At 60.7% G+C, this 17,437-nt stretch carries 17 protein-coding genes; 2 read left to right on the top strand and 15 right to left on the bottom strand.

Translation table 11 applies throughout. The features are described from left to right. Positions 1-65 precede the first annotated feature (65 nt). Positions 66-356 (bottom strand): putative quinol monooxygenase, encoded by a 291-nt coding sequence (locus tag BFR47_RS06205; RefSeq protein WP_071472268.1) that lies wholly within the window; start codon positions 354-356, stop codon positions 66-68. Positions 357-450: 94 nt separating this feature from the next. On the opposite strand from BFR47_RS06205, the gene BFR47_RS06200 reads away from it, so the two are divergent. Beyond that, positions 451-1,383 (top strand): LysR family transcriptional regulator, encoded by a 933-nt coding sequence (locus BFR47_RS06200; protein ID WP_071472267.1) that lies wholly within the window; start codon positions 451-453, stop codon positions 1,381-1,383. An 82-nt stretch (positions 1,384-1,465) separates the two neighbouring features. Here the strand turns inward: BFR47_RS06200 and BFR47_RS06195 are convergent, their stop codons facing one another. From BFR47_RS06195 to BFR47_RS06145, 13 genes are all read right to left on the bottom strand, one after another. Next, positions 1,466-2,662 carry an MFS transporter gene (locus BFR47_RS06195; protein ID WP_071472266.1) on the bottom strand — a complete coding sequence of 399 codons (1,197 nt, stop codon included), beginning with the start codon at positions 2,660-2,662 and terminating at the stop codon, positions 1,466-1,468. 273 nt (positions 2,663-2,935) lie between these two features. Then, complete coding sequence (locus BFR47_RS06190; protein ID WP_071472265.1) at positions 2,936-4,363, bottom strand: efflux transporter outer membrane subunit; 1,428 nt, start codon at positions 4,361-4,363, stop codon at positions 2,936-2,938. A gap of 1 nt (position 4,364) precedes the next feature. Next, positions 4,365-7,541: an efflux RND transporter permease subunit gene (locus BFR47_RS06185; protein WP_071472264.1), complete on the bottom strand. Its 3,177-nt coding sequence runs from the start codon at positions 7,539-7,541 to the stop codon at positions 4,365-4,367. 16 nt (positions 7,542-7,557) lie between these two features. Further along, the gene (locus BFR47_RS06180; protein WP_071472263.1) at positions 7,558-8,715 is read right to left on the bottom strand and encodes an efflux RND transporter periplasmic adaptor subunit; all 1,158 of its coding nucleotides are present in this window, start codon (positions 8,713-8,715) and stop codon (positions 7,558-7,560) included. A 141-nt stretch (positions 8,716-8,856) separates the two neighbouring features. Next, complete coding sequence (locus BFR47_RS06175; protein ID WP_071472262.1) at positions 8,857-9,783, bottom strand: LysR family transcriptional regulator; 927 nt, start codon at positions 9,781-9,783, stop codon at positions 8,857-8,859. A gap of 210 nt (positions 9,784-9,993) precedes the next feature. Beyond that, entirely contained in the window at positions 9,994-11,355 is a 1,362-nt protein-coding gene (mnmE, locus tag BFR47_RS06170; protein ID WP_071472261.1) for a tRNA uridine-5-carboxymethylaminomethyl(34) synthesis GTPase MnmE, read from the bottom strand. A gap of 100 nt (positions 11,356-11,455) precedes the next feature. Continuing rightward, positions 11,456-13,117: a membrane protein insertase YidC gene (yidC, locus tag BFR47_RS06165; protein WP_071472260.1), complete on the bottom strand. Its 1,662-nt coding sequence runs from the start codon at positions 13,115-13,117 to the stop codon at positions 11,456-11,458. 3 nt (positions 13,118-13,120) lie between these two features. Next, on the bottom strand, positions 13,121-13,366 hold the full coding sequence (gene yidD / locus BFR47_RS17445; protein ID WP_083399029.1) for a membrane protein insertion efficiency factor YidD: 246 nt from the start codon (positions 13,364-13,366) through the stop codon (positions 13,121-13,123). Then, complete coding sequence (rnpA, locus tag BFR47_RS06160; protein ID WP_071472259.1) at positions 13,327-13,689, bottom strand: ribonuclease P protein component; 363 nt, start codon at positions 13,687-13,689, stop codon at positions 13,327-13,329. The genes yidD and rnpA overlap by 40 nt, the downstream gene beginning before the upstream one ends. Further along, positions 13,689-13,823 (bottom strand): 50S ribosomal protein L34, encoded by a 135-nt coding sequence (gene rpmH / locus BFR47_RS17440; RefSeq protein WP_083399028.1) that lies wholly within the window; start codon positions 13,821-13,823, stop codon positions 13,689-13,691. Before rpmH ends, rnpA begins: the two co-directional genes overlap by 1 nt. Before the next feature lie 273 nt (positions 13,824-14,096). Next, complete coding sequence (locus tag BFR47_RS06155; RefSeq protein WP_071472258.1) at positions 14,097-14,849, bottom strand: amino acid ABC transporter ATP-binding protein; 753 nt, start codon at positions 14,847-14,849, stop codon at positions 14,097-14,099. 7 nt (positions 14,850-14,856) lie between these two features. After that, a complete protein-coding gene (locus BFR47_RS06150) occupies positions 14,857-15,522 on the bottom strand; it encodes an amino acid ABC transporter permease (RefSeq protein WP_071472257.1) in 666 nt (221 codons plus the stop codon). Between the two features lie 3 nt (positions 15,523-15,525). Next, on the bottom strand, positions 15,526-16,284 hold the full coding sequence (locus BFR47_RS06145) for an amino acid ABC transporter substrate-binding protein (protein WP_071472256.1): 759 nt from the start codon (positions 16,282-16,284) through the stop codon (positions 15,526-15,528). On the opposite strand from BFR47_RS06145, the gene BFR47_RS17955 reads away from it, so the two are divergent. Continuing rightward, positions 16,283-16,444 (top strand): hypothetical protein, encoded by a 162-nt coding sequence (locus BFR47_RS17955; RefSeq protein ID WP_175514067.1) that lies wholly within the window; start codon positions 16,283-16,285, stop codon positions 16,442-16,444. The two genes, BFR47_RS06145 and BFR47_RS17955, sit on opposite strands and share 2 nt — an antisense overlap. Positions 16,445-16,485: 41 nt before the next feature. Here the strand turns inward: BFR47_RS17955 and BFR47_RS06140 are convergent, their stop codons facing one another. Further along, positions 16,486-17,394: a LysR substrate-binding domain-containing protein gene (locus BFR47_RS06140; protein WP_071472255.1), complete on the bottom strand. Its 909-nt coding sequence runs from the start codon at positions 17,392-17,394 to the stop codon at positions 16,486-16,488. Between the last annotated feature and the right edge of the window lie 43 nt (positions 17,395-17,437).

Below are 17,437 nucleotides of genomic sequence, written 5' to 3'. Positions count from 1 at the left end.
CTTTTTCTGGCGATACATCCGTCAGAAGCAGATGCACAACCGGGGTCATGTATTTTTCTGGTCCGTCACCCGATATGGGTCATCTCGGACAGGCTGAATGCGGCCACGGCACCCTTGGTGGCGGCTCCGAATGCAGCCAGGTGCGGTGCTTGCATATGGGTCTGCCAGCGTTCTCGGCTTTCCCAGTTTTCATAGAAGATGAAGTGGGCAGGATCGTCGTTGTTCTGATGCAGATCGTAGTTGATGCAACCCTGTTCGGCGCGGGTGCTCGGGATAAGCTTTTCCAGCTCGGCCCTGACCAGATCGATCCGGTCGGGGTGGGCGTGAATGTTGGCGATGATAGTCAGTGTGGCCATGGGACTCTCTCCTGAGTGATGCGTTTATACTAGGCCCTTGACCTCTCCGGAAAAACGGGCAGGATACAAAAAGATAATCCGGGAAAACCGTATAATGCTGCTTGATAACATCTCCCTGTTCCTGAAGATTGTAGAGAAAGGCAGCCTGACCGCCGCCGGGCGCGAGGTGGGGTTGTCACCCACCAGGGTGTCGGAACGGCTGGCCGCGCTGGAAGCCCACTTCGGGGTGGTGCTGCTGAACCGGACCACCCGTGCCATCAGCCTGACGGAAGAAGGGCGCACCCTGGTCGACGGCGCAAAAGAGGTGCTGGATGGGGTCGCGGATCTGGAAACGCGCATCCGCTTTGGCGCACAGACCCTGACCGGCCCGATACGGATCAGTGCCCCCAGCGACATCGGCAGAAGCTTGCTCTCCGATGTCATCAACGACTTTCTGGTCGAGCATCCGGCGATCAGGGTCGAGCTGCTGCTATCGGACGGCTATGTGGATATCGTGGGTCTGGGGGTCGACATTGCCGTGCGCTTTGGCACCATCACCGACAGTACGCTGCGGGTCAAAAGTCTGGGCAAAAAACGACGGGTGCTGTGTGCCGCCCCCGGTTATGTCGAGGCCCATGGTGCGCCCGGAATGCCGGCCGACCTGAAGGACCACAATTGCCTGATAATGCGCTTCGGCCAGAAACTGGACAACGTCTGGTCCTTCGGGTCTGGCGCGACCAGACAGAGCGTGACCGTCAGCGGAAACCGGGTGGCCAATGACGGCGCCCTGGTTCGCCAGTGGTGCCTGGAAGGGCACGGCATCGCCCTGAAATCCGAGCTGGACGCCGGTCCCGACCTTCGGGCCGGTCGCCTGATCGAGCTGTTGCCGGACCATGCGGCCCCGGCTGCTCCCTTTCAAATACTGTTTCCCCCGGCGCGGGCCCAGCCAGACGCGTGCGTGTGTTTGCCGAGTTCCTGGTCAAGGCCTTTGCCGGCAGTGACGCTGTTTGATACACAACAAAAAGCCCGCCTTCAAGGCGGGCATTGAGAGTGTTCCGTTTACCGTCAGCAGGTCGGCTCAATTCCCGGTAAAGGCACGCCACAGTTCGGCATGCCCCACCTTCAGTGGTTTATTGCGACACTCGGCTCCACAGCCAGGGGCTCCTGTTTGCGAGCCAGCAGTTTTGCACTGGCAGCCAGATAACAAAGCCTCCGGCAAACAATATCGCGGCCACATAGCCCGTCTCATGTATTTTCCCCCCGGCGGCAATGTAGATGCCGCCAACCCAGGGACCGATGGCATTCGCGGTATTGAATGAGCACTGCACGATGGCACCTATCATGGCTTGCCCATTTGGGGCGGCTTCCATCAGCAGGGATTGAACAATGGCCGCCAACCCTATGGTGCAGCCAATAAAAAATACCACAACGCACAATAAAACCATGCTGCTGCTGACGAACACATACAGCAGGGAGAAGAGTGCCGCCAACGCCAGGGTGACCCCTGTTGTCCGTACCGGATGACGGTTGCCTATTTTACCAAGCACCACATTGCCCACCGTACTGCCAATACCGAACATCACCATGGCGATGGATACCGCATAGGCCGGTGCCTGGGTGTGTTTTAAAATGGTATCGGCAACATAGGTATAGATGCAAAATATGCCACCGAAGCCGACGATCATCATCGCGATGATCGACCACACCGACCCGCTTTTAAATACCCCCAATTCATTGGCCAGCGTGATGCGGGTTTTGTTTGGTTCGTTGGGCAGCCTGAACATCAATAAAAAGGCGAGCAGCGAGAGAAATGAAACCAGTGCCAGACAGTAGCGCCAGCTCAAGTTCTGGCCGATAAGTGTGACCAGCGGAACACCGATAATGGTGGCGATGGTCAGCCCCATAAATACCTTGGATATGTAGGAGACCCTTTTATTTCTCGGGGCAATCTCTGCCGCCATAATGGCCGCGGTGCCAAAATAGCTACCATGGGGCAGTCCGCTCAGAAAACGGGAGAGCACCAGTTGCTCCAGTGTTTGCGCCAATGCCCCCAGGCCATTAAACACCAGCATCATGGCGACAAATAACATCAGTGCCTGACGCTTTCTGATGTTGGCCGTCAGCAACATAAACACCGGGGCGCCTACCACCACCCCAAGCGCATAGGCACTGATCGCATAGCTGCTTTGTGCCGGTGTTGCACTAAATGCTTCCGAGAACAGGGGAAGCATCGGCATCATGGCAAACTCGGTCAGGCCCAATATGAAGCCTCCCAACGCCAGCACAAACAGGATTGAATTTTTCGATTGTAACGAACACGGACTCATCAAGCGCATCTCTTCAACGACATGGGATTACACCACTCACAAATATCAATATGGGTGCAACAATTTAAAAGCAATTCTTTTCGGGTTCCGCACAGCCTTGCCCCTTGCCGGCCTTTATTCCCGCGCACGATATCAGCCTGTCGGGCACAGAGACAACAAGAGTCGAGTGATGGCAGTGCATTGGCGCACAGCAAGGTTTCAATTCCTGTATTGAGCGCTGACCACAACGAAAAAAGCCCACCATCAAGGCGGGCAATGGGCGAAAAACCGGTATTATCCGTTTACCGTCAGTAGGTTTGCCCAATTCCCGGGAAAGGCACGCTGCAGTTCGGCATACCCCTCCAGCCATTCGCTCCGGGCCTGCACCAGGCTGGCCTCGGATTCCAGCAGGTCACGCTGGGCATCAAGAAAATCCATGTATGGCAGTGTGCCTTCTTCGTAGCGGGCGCGAGCCTGCTCAAAGGCCTGGCCGGCAAACTGCTGGCGCGTGTTAAGCTCGGTCAGACGACGGCCCCTGGCGTCCCAGCCCTGCACTGCCTGGTCGGCACGGTTGAGTACCTGCAGCAGGGTCTTTTCATACTCGGCGAGCACCGCCTGCTCTTCCAGCTGTGCGGCCTTCAGCCCGGACCTGAGGGCGGACAGGTTGAGCAGCGACCAGCGCAGTTGCGGCCTGATCGCCAGCTGCTCGCGCGCATCGCCCAGATCCAGGCTGCTGCCACTCAGCCAGCCCAGTACGCCGGTCAGGCTGACTTCCGGGTAGAGCGCGGCGCGCGCCTCGTCCGACAGCGCCATGGTGCGCGCCACCCGGGCCCGGGCGCGCCGCAGCTCGGGGGCCTCGGTCAGTGCCAGCCCCGGGTTTTCCAGCGCCGGGGTCAGGGCCGACGGAGCGGGCAGCCGGCTGCCGGCGGTGTGCGATCTCAGTTGTTCCGCGTTCAGGCCCGCCAGGGTCGCCAGGGCGGCGACATAACCGGCCCGGGCCTGATCCAGCTCCGGCCGGCGGGCGCGATACTCATGTTGCAGCGCCTGGGCCCGGTTCAGTTCCAGCGGGGTCTCCAGCCCTTCTTCCACCCGCAGGCGGAGCACGGTCAGGCTCTCCTCGAGGGAAACCAGCTGCTGATCCAGCAGCGCCAGTTGCTCCTCGGTTCCGGCCAGCCGGGCATAGGTGGTGACCACACCGCTCACCACTTCCGCCCGCACTTCGGCCTGCGCCGCGTGCCGGTCATCCAGCTCGGCTTCCGCCTGCCGAATGCGTGCGCGCAGCCGGCCGAACAGATCCAGCTGCCAGTCGGCCGACAGGCCCAGCGCCATGTTTTCCTGGCGGGTGACCTGAGTGCCCGAGCCGGCGGTCTGCTCGCGAGACAGGTTGAGGGAGCCAGCCAGGCCACCCTGGGGCCGCAGCTGGTCGCGGCTGATGTCGAGCCGGGCCAGTTGTGCGTCCAGGCGCAGGGCGGCCGCCGCCAGATCGTGGTTGTGCGCCAGCGCCTGCTCGATCAGCCGGTTCAGCCGGGCGTCTTCGAACGCCGTCCACCAGGTGGCGCCGGGGTGCTCGGCGGGAGTGCCCGCCACCGCCTTCGACAACTGCCGAACCTGGTCCGCATTTGCCGTGGGCAGCGCCGCGTGGTCGGCGGTCAGGGCACAGCCGCTCAGCAGCAGCGCCAGGCCGGCGGCGCTCAGGTATCGCCTATGGTTAGCTCTGGTCATGTCAGGCCTCCTCCGCCTGGGGCAGGGCATTCGCCGTGCGTGGCGTTGTCTTGCGTTCCAGCGCGGTCATGGCCATGTAGAACACGGGCGTAAACAACAGGCCGAAGATGGTGACCCCAATCATGCCCGAGAACACCGCCACTCCCATGGCCTGGCGCATTTCCGCCCCGGCACCGCTGGCCAGCACCAGCGGCACCACGCCGGCGGTGAAGGCGATGGAGGTCATCAGGATAGGCCGCAGACGCAGGCGACAGGCCTCCAGAATGGCATCCAGTCGTGAGGCGCCGCCGAGGCGGCTGTCGCGGGCGAACTCCACCATCAGGATGGCGTTCTTGCACGCCAGCGCCACCAGCACGATCAGCGCGATGCGGGTGAAGATGTTGTTGTCTCCGTCCATCAGCCAGATGCCCGCCAGGGCCGACAGTATGGTCATGGGCACAATCAGGATGATCGACAGCGGCAGGGTCAGGCTTTCGTACTGGGCCGCCAGCACCATGAACACCAGCAATACCACCAGCGGGAAGATATACACCATGGTGTTGCCCGCCAGGATCTGCTGATAGGTCACCTCGGTCCACTCAAAGGCCATGCCCTTGTCGAGCTGCTCGTTCAGTATCCGTTCAATCGCCTGCTGCGCCTGATCCGAGCTGTAGCCCGGCGCCGGGTTGCCGTTCAGTTCGGCGGTCGGGTAGCCGTTGTAGCGCATTACCCGATCCGGGCCTATGGCGGACTTCACTGTCATTACCGAGCCCAGCGGCACCATTTGACCGGCGGCGTTACGCACCTTGAGCCGCAGGATTTGCTCGGGATCAACGCGATGTTGGGCATCGGCCTGGGCGTTTACCTGGTAGGTCTTGCCGAACAGGTTGACGTCGTTCACATACAGAGAGCCCAGGTAGATCTGCAGGGCATCGAACACCTGCTCCAGCGGAATGCCCTGCAGCATGGCCTGCTCACGATCGATCTCGATGTCCATCTGCGGCACCTGAATACGGAAGCTGGAATACAGCCCGGTCAGTGCCGGCTCCTGGCGGGCCGCGTTCAGTACCTTTTGCAGGTTGGCGAACAGCGCCTCAAAGCCCAGGCTGGCCCGGTCTTCAATCTGCAGCTTGAAGCCGCCGGTGGTACCCAGCCCCAGGATCGGCGGCGGTGGGAACACGGCCACAAAGGCCTCGTCAATGCCGACAAACTGGCCATTCAGCTGGCCGGCAATGGCATTGGCAGACAGGCTAGGGTCCTTGCGCTGGTCAAAGTCCTTCAGGGTGACAAACACGATGCCGCTGTTGGAGCTGTTGGTAAAGCCGTTCACCGACAGTCCGGGGAAGGACACGGTCTGCATCACTCCCGGGGTTTTCAGCGCGATTTGCTCCATCTCCCGCACCACCGCCTCGGTTCTGTCCAGGCTGGAGGCATCGGGCAGTTGCGCGACCGCGACCAGGTATTGCTTGTCCTGCAGGGGAATAAAGCCGCCCGGCACCGCATTGAACAGGGTGATGGTGCCGCCCAGCAGGCCCAGGTAAACCACACCCACCACCACACTCAGGCGGATCAGTCTTTTCACCCCTTTCTCGTACATACGACCACCGCGCTCAAACAGGCGGTTAAAGGGTGCAAACAACCAGCGGCCAAAGAGGGCATTCATGCCGCGGGTCAGCCAGTCGGGTTTGGCGTCGTGGCCGCGCAGCAGCAGGGCCGACAGCGCCGGCGACAGGGTCAGCGAGTTAAAGGCTGAGATCAGGGTGGAAATGGTAATGGTCAGCGCGAACTGCTTGTAGAACTGGCCGCTCAGCCCCTGAATAAACGCCGTGGGAATAAACACCGCACACAGCACCAGTGCAATCGCAATGATGGGGCCGGTCACCTCGGTCATGGCCTGACGAGTGGCCTCCACCGGCGACAGCCCGTTGCCGATATTGCGCTCGACGTTTTCCACCACCACGATGGCGTCATCCACCACGATGCCGATGGCCAGCACCAGGCCGAACAGCGACAGGGTATTGATGGACACCCCCAGCCACTGCATGACCGCGAAGGTGCCAATCAGGGAGACCGGCACGGCAATCAGCGGAATGATGGAGGCGCGCCAGGTCTGCAGGAACAGGATCACCACCACCACCACCAGCACGATGGCTTCCAGCAGGGTGTCGATAACGGCATCGATAGAACCACGCACAAACACGGTCGGGTCATAGGCGATGCGATATTCCACGCCCTGGGGGAACTGCTCAGACAGCTGGTCCATGGTGGCCCGCACCTGATCCGACAGCTCAATCGCGTTGGCGCCGGGACGCTGGAAGATTGGCATGGCCACCGCGCTCTGACCATCCAGCAGGGAGCGCAGGGAATAGGTGTCTTGCCCCAGTTCGACCCGGGCCACATCCTTCAGGCGGGTGATGGCGCCGCTGGAATCCACCTGCACCACGATATTTTCAAATTCCTCGGTGCTTTCCAGGCGACCCTTTACGTTCAGCAGCACCTGGAACTCGCTGTCGGTACTGACCGGCTGGGCACCCAGGCTGCCGGCGGCGACCTGCTGGTTCTGAGCTCGCACCGCCTGCACCACATCACCCGGTACCAGGTTGCGTGAGGCCAGGGCTTCGGGATTCAGCCACAGGCGCATGGAGTACTTGCCGCCACCAAACATCTGCACATCACCCACACCGGGCAGGCGCGCCAGCTGATCCTTGATGTAGATGTCGGCGTAGTTGGCCAGGTAGCTGGGTTCCCGATCACCTTCAGGAGAGATCAGGTGCACCACCATGGTCAGGTTGGGCGATGACTTTTCCGCCACCACCCCCAGGCGCTGCACTTCCTGCGGCAGCCGGGGCAGGGCACTGGCCACCCGGTTCTGTACCTGCACCTGGGCCCGGTCCAGATCGGTGCCCAGGGCAAAGGTCAGGGTCAGGGTCATGCGACCGTCGGTGGTGGCCTGGGAGAACATGTACAGCATGTTTTCGATGCCGTTCATCTCCTGCTCCAGCGGCGCCGCCACGGTTTCGGCGATCACCTTGGGGTTGGCGCCCGGGTAGTTTGCGGTGACCACCACAGTGGGCGGCACGACCTCGGGATATTCACTGACCGGCAGCTGGAACAGCGAGATGCTGCCCCCCACCAGGATCAGCAGTGACAGCATGGCCGCAAAGATCGGCCGGCTGATAAAGAAATGGCTGAAGTTCATGACGTCTCTAATCCGGTTATGCCGACGGTTCGGCCTTCGGCTGTGGCTCGGCCAGGGTCAGGCTCTGAGCCTCAATCTCAACATTTCGCGGGGTGATCGGCATGCCCGGGCCAACCCGTGCCGGGCCGTTGGCGGCGATGCGCTCTCCCGGCTCCAGGCCGGCTTCCACCACCCGCAGTGTGCCTTCGCGACGACCCAGTTCGACCGGCCGGTACTCGAGCACATTCTCGGCGTTCACCACCAGCACGAAGCGGCTCTTCAGGTCGGTGCCCACGGCGCGATCGGGCACCATGACGGTGGGCTGGCTGTCGGTGGCCTTGAGTTGAATACGCGCAAAGGCGCCCGGACGCAGTGGAGCATCTTTCGCGGTAAACACCGCACGCACGCGCAGGGTGCCGGTTTGCTCGTTGATTTGGTTATCAATAAAGTCCAGCTCGCCTGTCTGTGGCGCTCTCGCACTGCCGGCCAGGGTCAGCCGGGCCTGGGTCTGGCCATCGGCCTTCACATCGGAGAAGGAGGCATTCCAGGTGCGTTCATCCACATCGAAGTAGGCATAGAGGCGGTCGGTGGCCACCAGTGAGGTCAGCACACTCTGGCCGGCCTGCACATTGTTGCCGGCGGTGATAAAGGCATTGGACACCTGACCGTCGATCGGGGCCCGCACCTCGGTGAACTCCAGGTTCAGTCGTGCCGCCTTCATGGCCGCCTGCACCGAGGCCAGCTCCGCCCGGCGCTGGCTGGCCAGGGACAGGCGCGACTCGGCCTGCTCCGCCGACATGGCATTGCGGCCCTGCAGGCGCTGGGCGCGCTGGGCTTCGGACTGGGCCTGGCCCAGGGCCGCCTTGGCCCGATCCAGTTCGGCTTCCAGGCGGGCTACCTCGGCCGCAAAGGGGCGGGAATCGATGCGAAACAGCAGATCCCCTTGCTTGACATGGCTTCCTTCGCGAAACTCCACCGACTCGATGACCCCGGAAACCCGGGGCCGCAACTCGACCTGCTGGGGGGATTCCAGGCGGGTGGTAAAGGTGTATTCCGGGCTGTATTGGGTGTACAGCACGGCGGCGACATCGATCGGCTGTGCCGGCGGCTGCTTGGCTGACGGGGCTTCCGCCTCGGCAAAGCAGCCGGTGAGCACGGCCGTGAATAACAGTAATGACAAAACACGAAGCTGCATGTGCCTCTCTCCCGTTGGGATGTCAGAGTGAGTGAAATAGGGTAAGGGGGCGCAAGTATCCGCCCTGTGGTTTCAACTCTGTAGTGGGGGGAGGGTTAAATTTGTTTCAAGCAATAGTTGAAACGGGCGTGGGCTTGCCTGTTACAGCTTGTGCAGCATGCGGTCCAGATCCTCGTTGCTTTCGTCCTGGGCATGCTGAAGCAGGTAATCGATAAACAGCCGGGTCTTGGCGGGCAGGTAGTGGCGTGACGAATAGTAGATCATCACCTGAATGGGATCGGGTTCGAATTCCTGCAGGATCCGCCTGAAGCAGCCCTGTTCAATGCAGGCTCTGGCCGGGCCAATTCCCACGGCGGCGATGCCGACCCCCATTTCCACCGCCTTCATGGCCGCCGACAGGTTGTTGACGATCAGGTTGCCCTGGGGGGTGATTTGGGTGAGCTCCCCGCCTACCCGAAAGTTCCACGTTTTCTTGCGGCCGGTGGTCGACGAGCGGTAGGCAATGCAGTTGTGCGCCACCAGCTCTTCCGGGGTGCTGGGCATGCCATGCCGGTCGATATACTCACGGCTGGCCACCAGCACCGGCTGTAGCCGGTAAAACTCCCGGGCAATCAGCCGGCTGTCCTGGTTGAGCATGATGCCGATGCCCACGTCCGCCCCTTCCTTGACCAGGTCGCCGATGCGGTCGTCAAATTTAAGATCGAGCTCGATATCGGGATACTTTTCGAGGAAGGCGGGCAGCAGGGGCAGCACCACCATGCGGCCGAAGCTGTCCGGCAGATTGACCTTGAGCCGGCCGTGGGGCCGTTTCTGCTTGTCGGTGCTGCGTTCTATCTGCGCCTCGAGCTGTTCCACCAGGTGGCCGGTGCGCTTGTACAGCTCGTGGCCGTTTTCCGTCAGGGTCAGCGAATGAGTGGTGCGGTGAAACAGGCGCAGCTCCAGGATCTTTTCGAGTTGGGCGATGGACTTGCTGACCGCGGCGGAAGACACGCCCAGCTGGCGCGCGGCGGCCGAAAAGTTTCCCTGTCGGACCACGGTAATGAAGGTATTGAGCTGGTTCGGGATCATGGCCGGGCGTTGTTCTCCGCGTGGTGTAATGGGTTTTCTTTCTTACAAGCGTAAGGGAACCCGGTGAATCCGGGCGCAAGCATACCCGCTTGCAGCCTGCAACACATCCCCCGGAGCAAGCGGACTGCCGCTGTCACGGTCGGGATCTGCCCTATGCCGGATCGGCACTCATGATGACAATGGCCAGGACATCCTCTTTGTGTTGCGGCGTCACTTCCCGATACAGAAGCTCGAGAAAATCCTGCCCAGCAGATCGTCGGAGGTGAACTCGCCGGTGATCTGGCTCAGCTGCTCCTGAGCCAGGCGCAGTTCTTCGGCCACCAGTTCGCCGGCCATGTATACCTCCAGTTGCTCCTTGGCCATGATCAGGTGCTGGTCGGCGTGGTGCAGGGCGTCCAGGTGGCGGCGGCGGGCGCTGAAGCCGCCTTCGGTACCGCCCTGATAGCCCATGCAGGCTTTCAGGTGTTCCTTGAGCGCCTCCACCCCCTGGCCGGTCTTGGCGGAGATGGGGTACACCGGGTGTTCGCCGTCGCTCACCACCGTCATCGGTTCACCGCTCAGATCCGCCTTGTTGCGTACCACGGTCAGTCCGATATGGGCCGGCAGCCGGTCGACGAAATCGGGCCAGATGTCCTTGGGATGCAGGGCCTCGGTGGTGGTGCCGTCGACCATGAACAGGATGCGATCGGCCTGCTCGATCTCGCTCCAGGCCCGCTCGATGCCGATGCGCTCCACCGCGTCGGTGGCCTCGCGCAGGCCGGCGGTGTCGATGATGTGCAGCGGCATGCCGTCCAGGTGGATGTATTCCCGCAGCACGTCACGGGTGGTGCCGGCGATATCGGTAACGATGGCCGATTCCTTGCCGGCCAGGGCGTTGAGCAGACTGGATTTGCCGGCGTTGGGGCGACCGGCGATCACCACCTTCATGCCCTCGCGCATGATGGAGCCCTGACGGGCCTGGCGCTGCACTTCGGTCAGCCGATCCATGATGCCGTACAGCTCGCCGGCGATCTTGCCGTCCGACAGAAAATCCACTTCCTCTTCGGGAAAATCGATGGCCGCTTCCACATAGATGCGCAGGTGAGTGAGCGCTTCCACCAGGCTGTGAACGTGGCTGGAAAACTCGCCCTGCAGCGATTGCAGCGCCGAACGGGCGGCCTGCTCGCTGGAAGCTTCGATCAGATCGGCGATGGCCTCGGCCTGGGCCAGATCCAGCTTGTCGTTGAGGAAGGCCCGCTCGCTGAACTCGCCGGCGCGGGCCGGGCGCAAACCGGGCAGGGCGAGGATGCGGCGCACCAGCATGTCCAGCACCACTGGGCCGCCGTGGCCCTGCAGCTCGAGCACGTCTTCACCGGTGAAGCTGTTGGGACCCTTGAACAGCAGGGCGATGCCCTGATCCAGCACCAGGCCCTGCTCGTCGCTGAAGGGCAGATAGTCGGCATAGCGCACCTTGGGCACTTTGCCGAGCACGGCCTGGGCCACGGCCTCGGCGTGAGGACCGGAAACCCGGATGATGCCTACACCGCCCCGGCCGGGAGCGGTGGCCTGGGCCACTATGGTATCGTTCGACATCTGTTCTGTTACTCCACAAATAACTCTGGCGGGGGCAGTAAAAAGGCGACCCTGGGGTCGCCTTCAGTGTATTGATTTCCGGCGCTACCGGCCAGCGGCCTTAAGAGGCAGCCTTGCTGTGCAGGCCTTTCTTCTCCAGCTGGCGGAAGATATACCACTGCTGGGTGATGGTCACCACGTTGCTCACCAGCCAGTACAGAGTCAGACCGGCAGGGAACCACAGGAAGAAGAAGGTAAAGATGATCGGCATGAACTGCATCACCTTCTGCTGCATCGGGTCGGTGACCGTGGTCGGGCTCATCTTCTGGATCATGAACATGCTGGCACCCATCAGGATGGGCAGCACGAAGTAGGGGTCGCGTACCGACAGATCGTCAATCCACAGGAAGAAAGGAGCGTGACGCAGTTCGACCGATTCCATCAGCACCCAGTACAGGGAGATGAAAATAGGCATCTGTACCAGAATCGGCAGACAGCCACCCAGCGGATTGACCTTCTCTTTCTTGTACAGCTCCATCATGCCCTGAGACATCTTCTGACGATCGTCGCCATGGCGCTCGCGCAGGGCCACCAGCTTGGGCTGCAGCATGCGCATCTTGGCCATGGAGGTGTACTGGGCCTTGGTCAGCGGATACATGATACCGCGCACCACGAAGGTGGTCAGCACGATGGCCAGACCCCAGTTGACCACGAAGCTCTGCAGGAAGTTCAGCAGTTTGAACAGCGGCTGGGCGATAAACCACAACCAGCCGTAATCCACGGTCAGGTCCAGGTTTTCGGCGGCGGCGGCCATTTCATCCTGCAGCTTAGGACCCAGCCAGAGCTTGGCTGAAACGGTCTGCTCCTCACCGGGAGCCACGGTAACCAGCGGCGCCTTGAAGCCGATGATGGCCTGGCCCTGGTTGTTGAGTGAACGGCTGTACAGCTGGTTCTGTTCCTGCTCCGGCGCAATCCAGGCAGACACGAAGTAGTGTTGCAGCATGCTGACCCAACCACCCTCGGTGGTCTGGTTCAGGTTGGCTTCGCGCACACTCTTGAAATCGTACTTGGTGTAGCGGGTTTCGCTGGTGGAATAGGCCGGGCCGCGATAGGCGGAGGCCATCAGCATGTTGCCGCCTTCTTCGTTCGGATTGACTTCGCTCTGCTTCAGCTGACCATAAAGCTGGGCCTGTACCGGCTCGGCGCTCTGGTTGTCGATATGATAAGCGACATTGACCACGTGCTCGTTACGGGTAAAGGTGAAGGTCTTGGTGAACGTCACGCCCTGGTCGTTGGTAAAGGTCAGGGGGACGGTCAGGCTGTCCTGGCCGTCGGCCAGCTGGTAGCTGGTCTGTTCGGTATGATAGACCGGGCGACCGCTGGCGCTGCCATCGGGGCCGTCACGACCGATAAGACCGCTCTGGGCCACGTTGACGAAGTTGGCGCCATTGCTCAGCAGCACGAACTTGTCGTCGGAGTTCAGTTCGTCATCGTGTTCCAGCAGTTCGCCGCGAACCACATCGCCACCCCGGGTGTCGATGGTCAGCTGGAGGGTGTCGGTGGTGATGGTCACCAGGCGGCGACTGGCGGTCGGAGCCACGTCGGTGGGCACTTCGCCATCGGCCAGATCTGCTTCGGGGACAAAGCTGTCGTCGCCGATGCTGGTCTGTGAACTTTGCTGCGCCGTCTCTGGCTGAGGCGCCTTATCTGTTTGCCACTGTTGCCAGATGAGGAAACTCACCAGCAGCAGAGCGATAACAAGTATATTGCGTTGAGATTCCATAGTTTATTTTCTTCGCTTTGTCGGGACCGGATCGTGGCCGCTTGGACCTAAAGGGTGGCATTTTAATAGACGTTTGACGGTTAACCAACCGCCTTTTAAAAAACCGTGGAGCCGGATGGCTTCAATGGCGTATTGCGAACAGGTGGGAGTAAAGCGACACCTGGGCCCGAGCAGAGGACTGATAACCAGCTGGTAGAGGCGAATAAGTCCTACGCTGAGTCGTTGCAGCGGCGAGAAAGCGTGCGCCATAGCCTATCCAGCAGCTCGAACAGCTCGTCGTTGGGCACATCCCCGATGCCTTTTTTGGCGATCACCACGATATCAACGTTGGGCAGATTATGTTGCTTGAGGCGAAAGGCTTCGCGGGCAACACGTTTGACCCTGTTGCGCCAAACGGCACGTTTGAGTGCTTTTTTGGGTACGGCTAGTCCCAACCGGGGGTGACCCAGTTCGTTCGGTTTGGCAAGAAGTGTGAGATGTGGGGAGGCGGCTCTGACGGGGTTGTCGAAGACGTTTTTGAAATGGGCGGGAGTTAACAAACGTAACTCCCGTGTAAAGGCATGCCGGGCCATTAGGCGCTCAGACGGGCACGACCTTTGGCGCGACGAGCGGCCAGTGTTTTACGACCATTTTTAGTAGCCATGCGAGTACGGAAACCGTGGCTGCGCTTGCGCTTCAGATTAGAAGGTTGAAAAGTGCGTTTCATAGTAGTTATTACCGCTGTGTCAGTTTGCTATACAGTTTGACCATGTGCTCGACAGACGTATAAACATCACCGAGACGGCCCCACCAAAGAGGCCGAATTCTAAACAGTTCTGCATATAACGTCAATCGACATGGTGTTGATTGACGACCCCAAACGGAAAGTATCTTGCCGGGCGGGATCGATCCCGGGATCCTTAACGATCGCGGGGCTGGGATTATACAGCCCCCGGAGGTCGGTGCAACTAAAAGCGCCGGGATCCGGAGGCAGGATCTGCTAGCTGTTTTCGCCTCGATCCGGCAGCACCTTGCGCAAGAAGGCGCGGGTACGGGGATCGCTGGGGTTGGTCAGTACTTCGGAAGGTGGACCCTGCTCCACGATGCGGCCACCGTCCATGAAGATCACCCGATCCGCCACATCGCGGGCGAAGCCGATTTCGTGGGTCACCACCACCATGGTCTGATGTGCCTGCGCCAGCTTCTTCATCAGTCCCAGCACCTCGTCGACCCATTCCGGATCCAGCGCCGAGGTGGGTTCGTCGAACAGCATCACCTTGGCATGGCTGGCCATGGCCCGGCCGATGCCCACCCGCTGCTGCTGGCCGCCGGACAGGGAAGACGGATAGGCATCGGCCTTATCTTCCAGTCCGATATCACCCAGAATGCGCAGGGCTTCGGCGTGAGCCTCGGCCTTGGGCTTGTTCCAGACGGTGATCAGCCCCTCGGCGATGTTGTCGCGAGCGGTCTTGTTGGCGAACAGCGCATAGTTCTGGAACACGAAAGAGGTGCGCTTGCGCAGGGCGATGGCGTCCTTGCTGCCGTGCCGGGCCAGATCGATGGCGAAACCGTCGATATCCAGGGTACCGGCCTCCGGTGTTTCCAGCAGGTTCAGGCAGCGCAGCAGGGTGGACTTGCCGGTGCCCGAGGGCCCCAGTATCACCACGATTTCGCCCTTGTCGATATCCAGACTGATGTCGTTGAGCACCGTCTGGCCGTTATAGACCTTGGTCAGATTGCGTAACTTGATCATGTGGTCCCTAGTATGCTGCGTTCAGTCGCCGTTCCAGCCGGGTCTGCAAGTGGGTAAAGAACACCACCACCGCCCAGTAGATCAGGGCGACCGCAATAAAGGCCTCGAAGAACTTGAAGCTGCTGGAGGCTTCTTTCTGGGCCGAGGCCATGATTTCGGCCACCCCCAGGGTGAAGGCCAGCGAGGTGCTCTTGATCATGTCGATGAAGTAGTTCATCAGCGAGGGGGTGGCGATGCGCGCCGCCTGGGGCAGTATGATGCGCTGCATGGCCTGACCGCGGGTCATGCCGATGCTCATGGCGGCTTCCATCTGGCTCTTGTGCACACTCAGGATGGCGGCGCGAATCGACTCGGCCATGTAGGCGGCAAAATGCAGGGTCAGGCCGATCACCGCGGCGCTGAAGGCATCGAGACCGATGAAAATCGGCATGATCTGCGGCAGGCCGTAATACAGCAGAAACAGCTGCACCAGCAGCGGCGTGCCACGAAAGAAGGAGATAAACAGCTTGGCCAGGGCATTGAGCCCCGGCAACTGAAAGGTTCTGATGATCGCCAGTCCCCCGGCGATGATCAGGGCGAAAAAGAAGCCCAGCAGCGCCATTTCCATGGTCGTGCCCAGATATTTGAACAGGATCGGAAACAGCGCCAGGGTATAGTCGAGATCGAATTGCATGGTTTATTTGCTGGTGATATCCGCGCCCAGCCACTTCTCCGAAATCTGTTTCAGGGTACCGTCGTCACGCATCTCGGCCAGGGCCTGGTTCACTTCGGCCAGCAGCGCCTGTTGCTCCGGCTTTTTCACGAAGGGGAAGGCGTTTTCCATGGTCTCGAACGGATGACCGGCCAGTTGCAGCGGCAGTCCGGCTTCCTTGATCAGCTGAGCGGAGCCGACTCTGTCCATCACAAAGGCATCGGTACGGCCCAGAGCCACGTCCTGCTCCAGGTTGGTCTCGTAGGTGATGATGTTGATTTCGTTGTTGGTGTCGTGCTTGCGCATCAGTTGTTCGAAGTTGGAGCCCAGGTTGACGGCCACCTTCTTGCCTTTCAGATCTTCCAGACCCTTAATGCTGTCGTTGCCCTTGCGCACCACTATCTGGGCACCGTCGTATACGTAGGGGGTAGCGAAGTCATACTTTTCCAGTCGTTCCGGAGTCACGGTGATCTGGTTGGAGATGGTGTCGATACGGCCGGTATCCAGCATGCCGAACAGGCCGGAGAAGTTGGTGGTTACAAACTCTACCTCGCGATCCAGACGCTTGCCGATCTCGTTCCAGACATCGACTTCAAAGCCCTGCAGCTCATCCTGTTTTACGAAGGTAAAGGGGTAATAACGGCCGGACATGCCCACCTTGACCGCATCGGCCGCCATGGCGGGAGCGATAAGGGTGGCGGACAGGGTCAGGGCGGCACCCAGCAGTTTGACGGATTTGAACATGAATAACTCTCCTGATGGTCAAGGACATAACCGCAAGTGCAGTCATAACCACTACAGCATAAATGATGAGGCTCTTTTTATACCAGCCAAAGCTGGTGTGCCAGTTTTTTACAAATTAACCGCCCGGCAAAATGAGATATTTAATGACGTCTGGTTATAAGGAGGGGCGAAGATCACCCTTTCGACAAGCCGGGGAGCCGCTCAGGGCAGCAGCCACCGAGTAAACTGTCGGGTGGCGGCAGAGGCATGGCGGTGACTGGGCTCCAGCAGGCACAGGTAACCCTTGCTGGGTATGTTGTGTGGCAGCGCCTGCACCAGAGAGCCTTCCTGCAGATAAGGCTGCAGCAGCCGGGCCCAGCCCAGGGCGATACCCTGACCGGCCAGCGCCGCCTGCATCAGCAGCAGATAACTGTTGGTTTTGAGGGTGTGGGACGGCGCCTGATAAGGCTCCGCTATGCCGTCAAACCAGTCTTGCCAGGTCAGCCAGTCGTGATAGTAATCCTCCAGTTCCAGCAGGGTATGCTCTTGTAGCATCTGTCGGGGACCGGTTACCGGACCGGCCTGGTTCAGATAAGCGGGACTGCATACGGCAATGACCTCTTCCTGCTCGAAGATACGGTTGATCTGCACCCCGGCCGGCTCCATTTCTCCGGGCACCAGATAATACAGTGCCAGATCAAACTCACTTGCATCCATTTGGCGCGGATCGTCCATGGTCAGAATGCGGATATCGAGCTGTGGACAGGCTCGTTTCAGCTCAGGCAATTGGCGGGTCAGCCACATGGCGGCCACGGTGGGGCTGGACGCCAGCGTCAGCTGCAGGCTGCCCTGGCGCCGTGTGAGGGCGGCGGTACCGCTGGCCAGCTCCCGCAACAGCCGCTGTACCAGCACAAAATAGCGCTCTCCCGCCGGAGTCAGAGCCACACCCAGGGCATCGCGATGAAACAGCGGCCGTCCCAGAAACTCCTCCAGCCGTTTGATTTGCCGGCTGATGGCGCTCTGGGTCAGGCTGAGCTCGGTGGCCGCATGGGTGAAGCTCTGGCGGCGAGCTGCCGCCTCGAAGGCCTGCAGACAGTTGAGGGGAGGTAGGGGCTTGATCCGTTGGGACATGTCGGCTTCCTGCAGTTGTCCGGTGCTGAATAAGCCCCTACCT

It is taken from the genome of Oceanisphaera psychrotolerans (genome assembly GCF_001870485.1).
GTDB lineage: Bacteria > Pseudomonadota > Gammaproteobacteria > Enterobacterales > Aeromonadaceae > Oceanimonas > Oceanimonas psychrotolerans.
The sequence above is the reverse complement of the archived record's forward strand: the minus strand, read 5'-3'. Positions and strand labels throughout refer to the sequence as shown.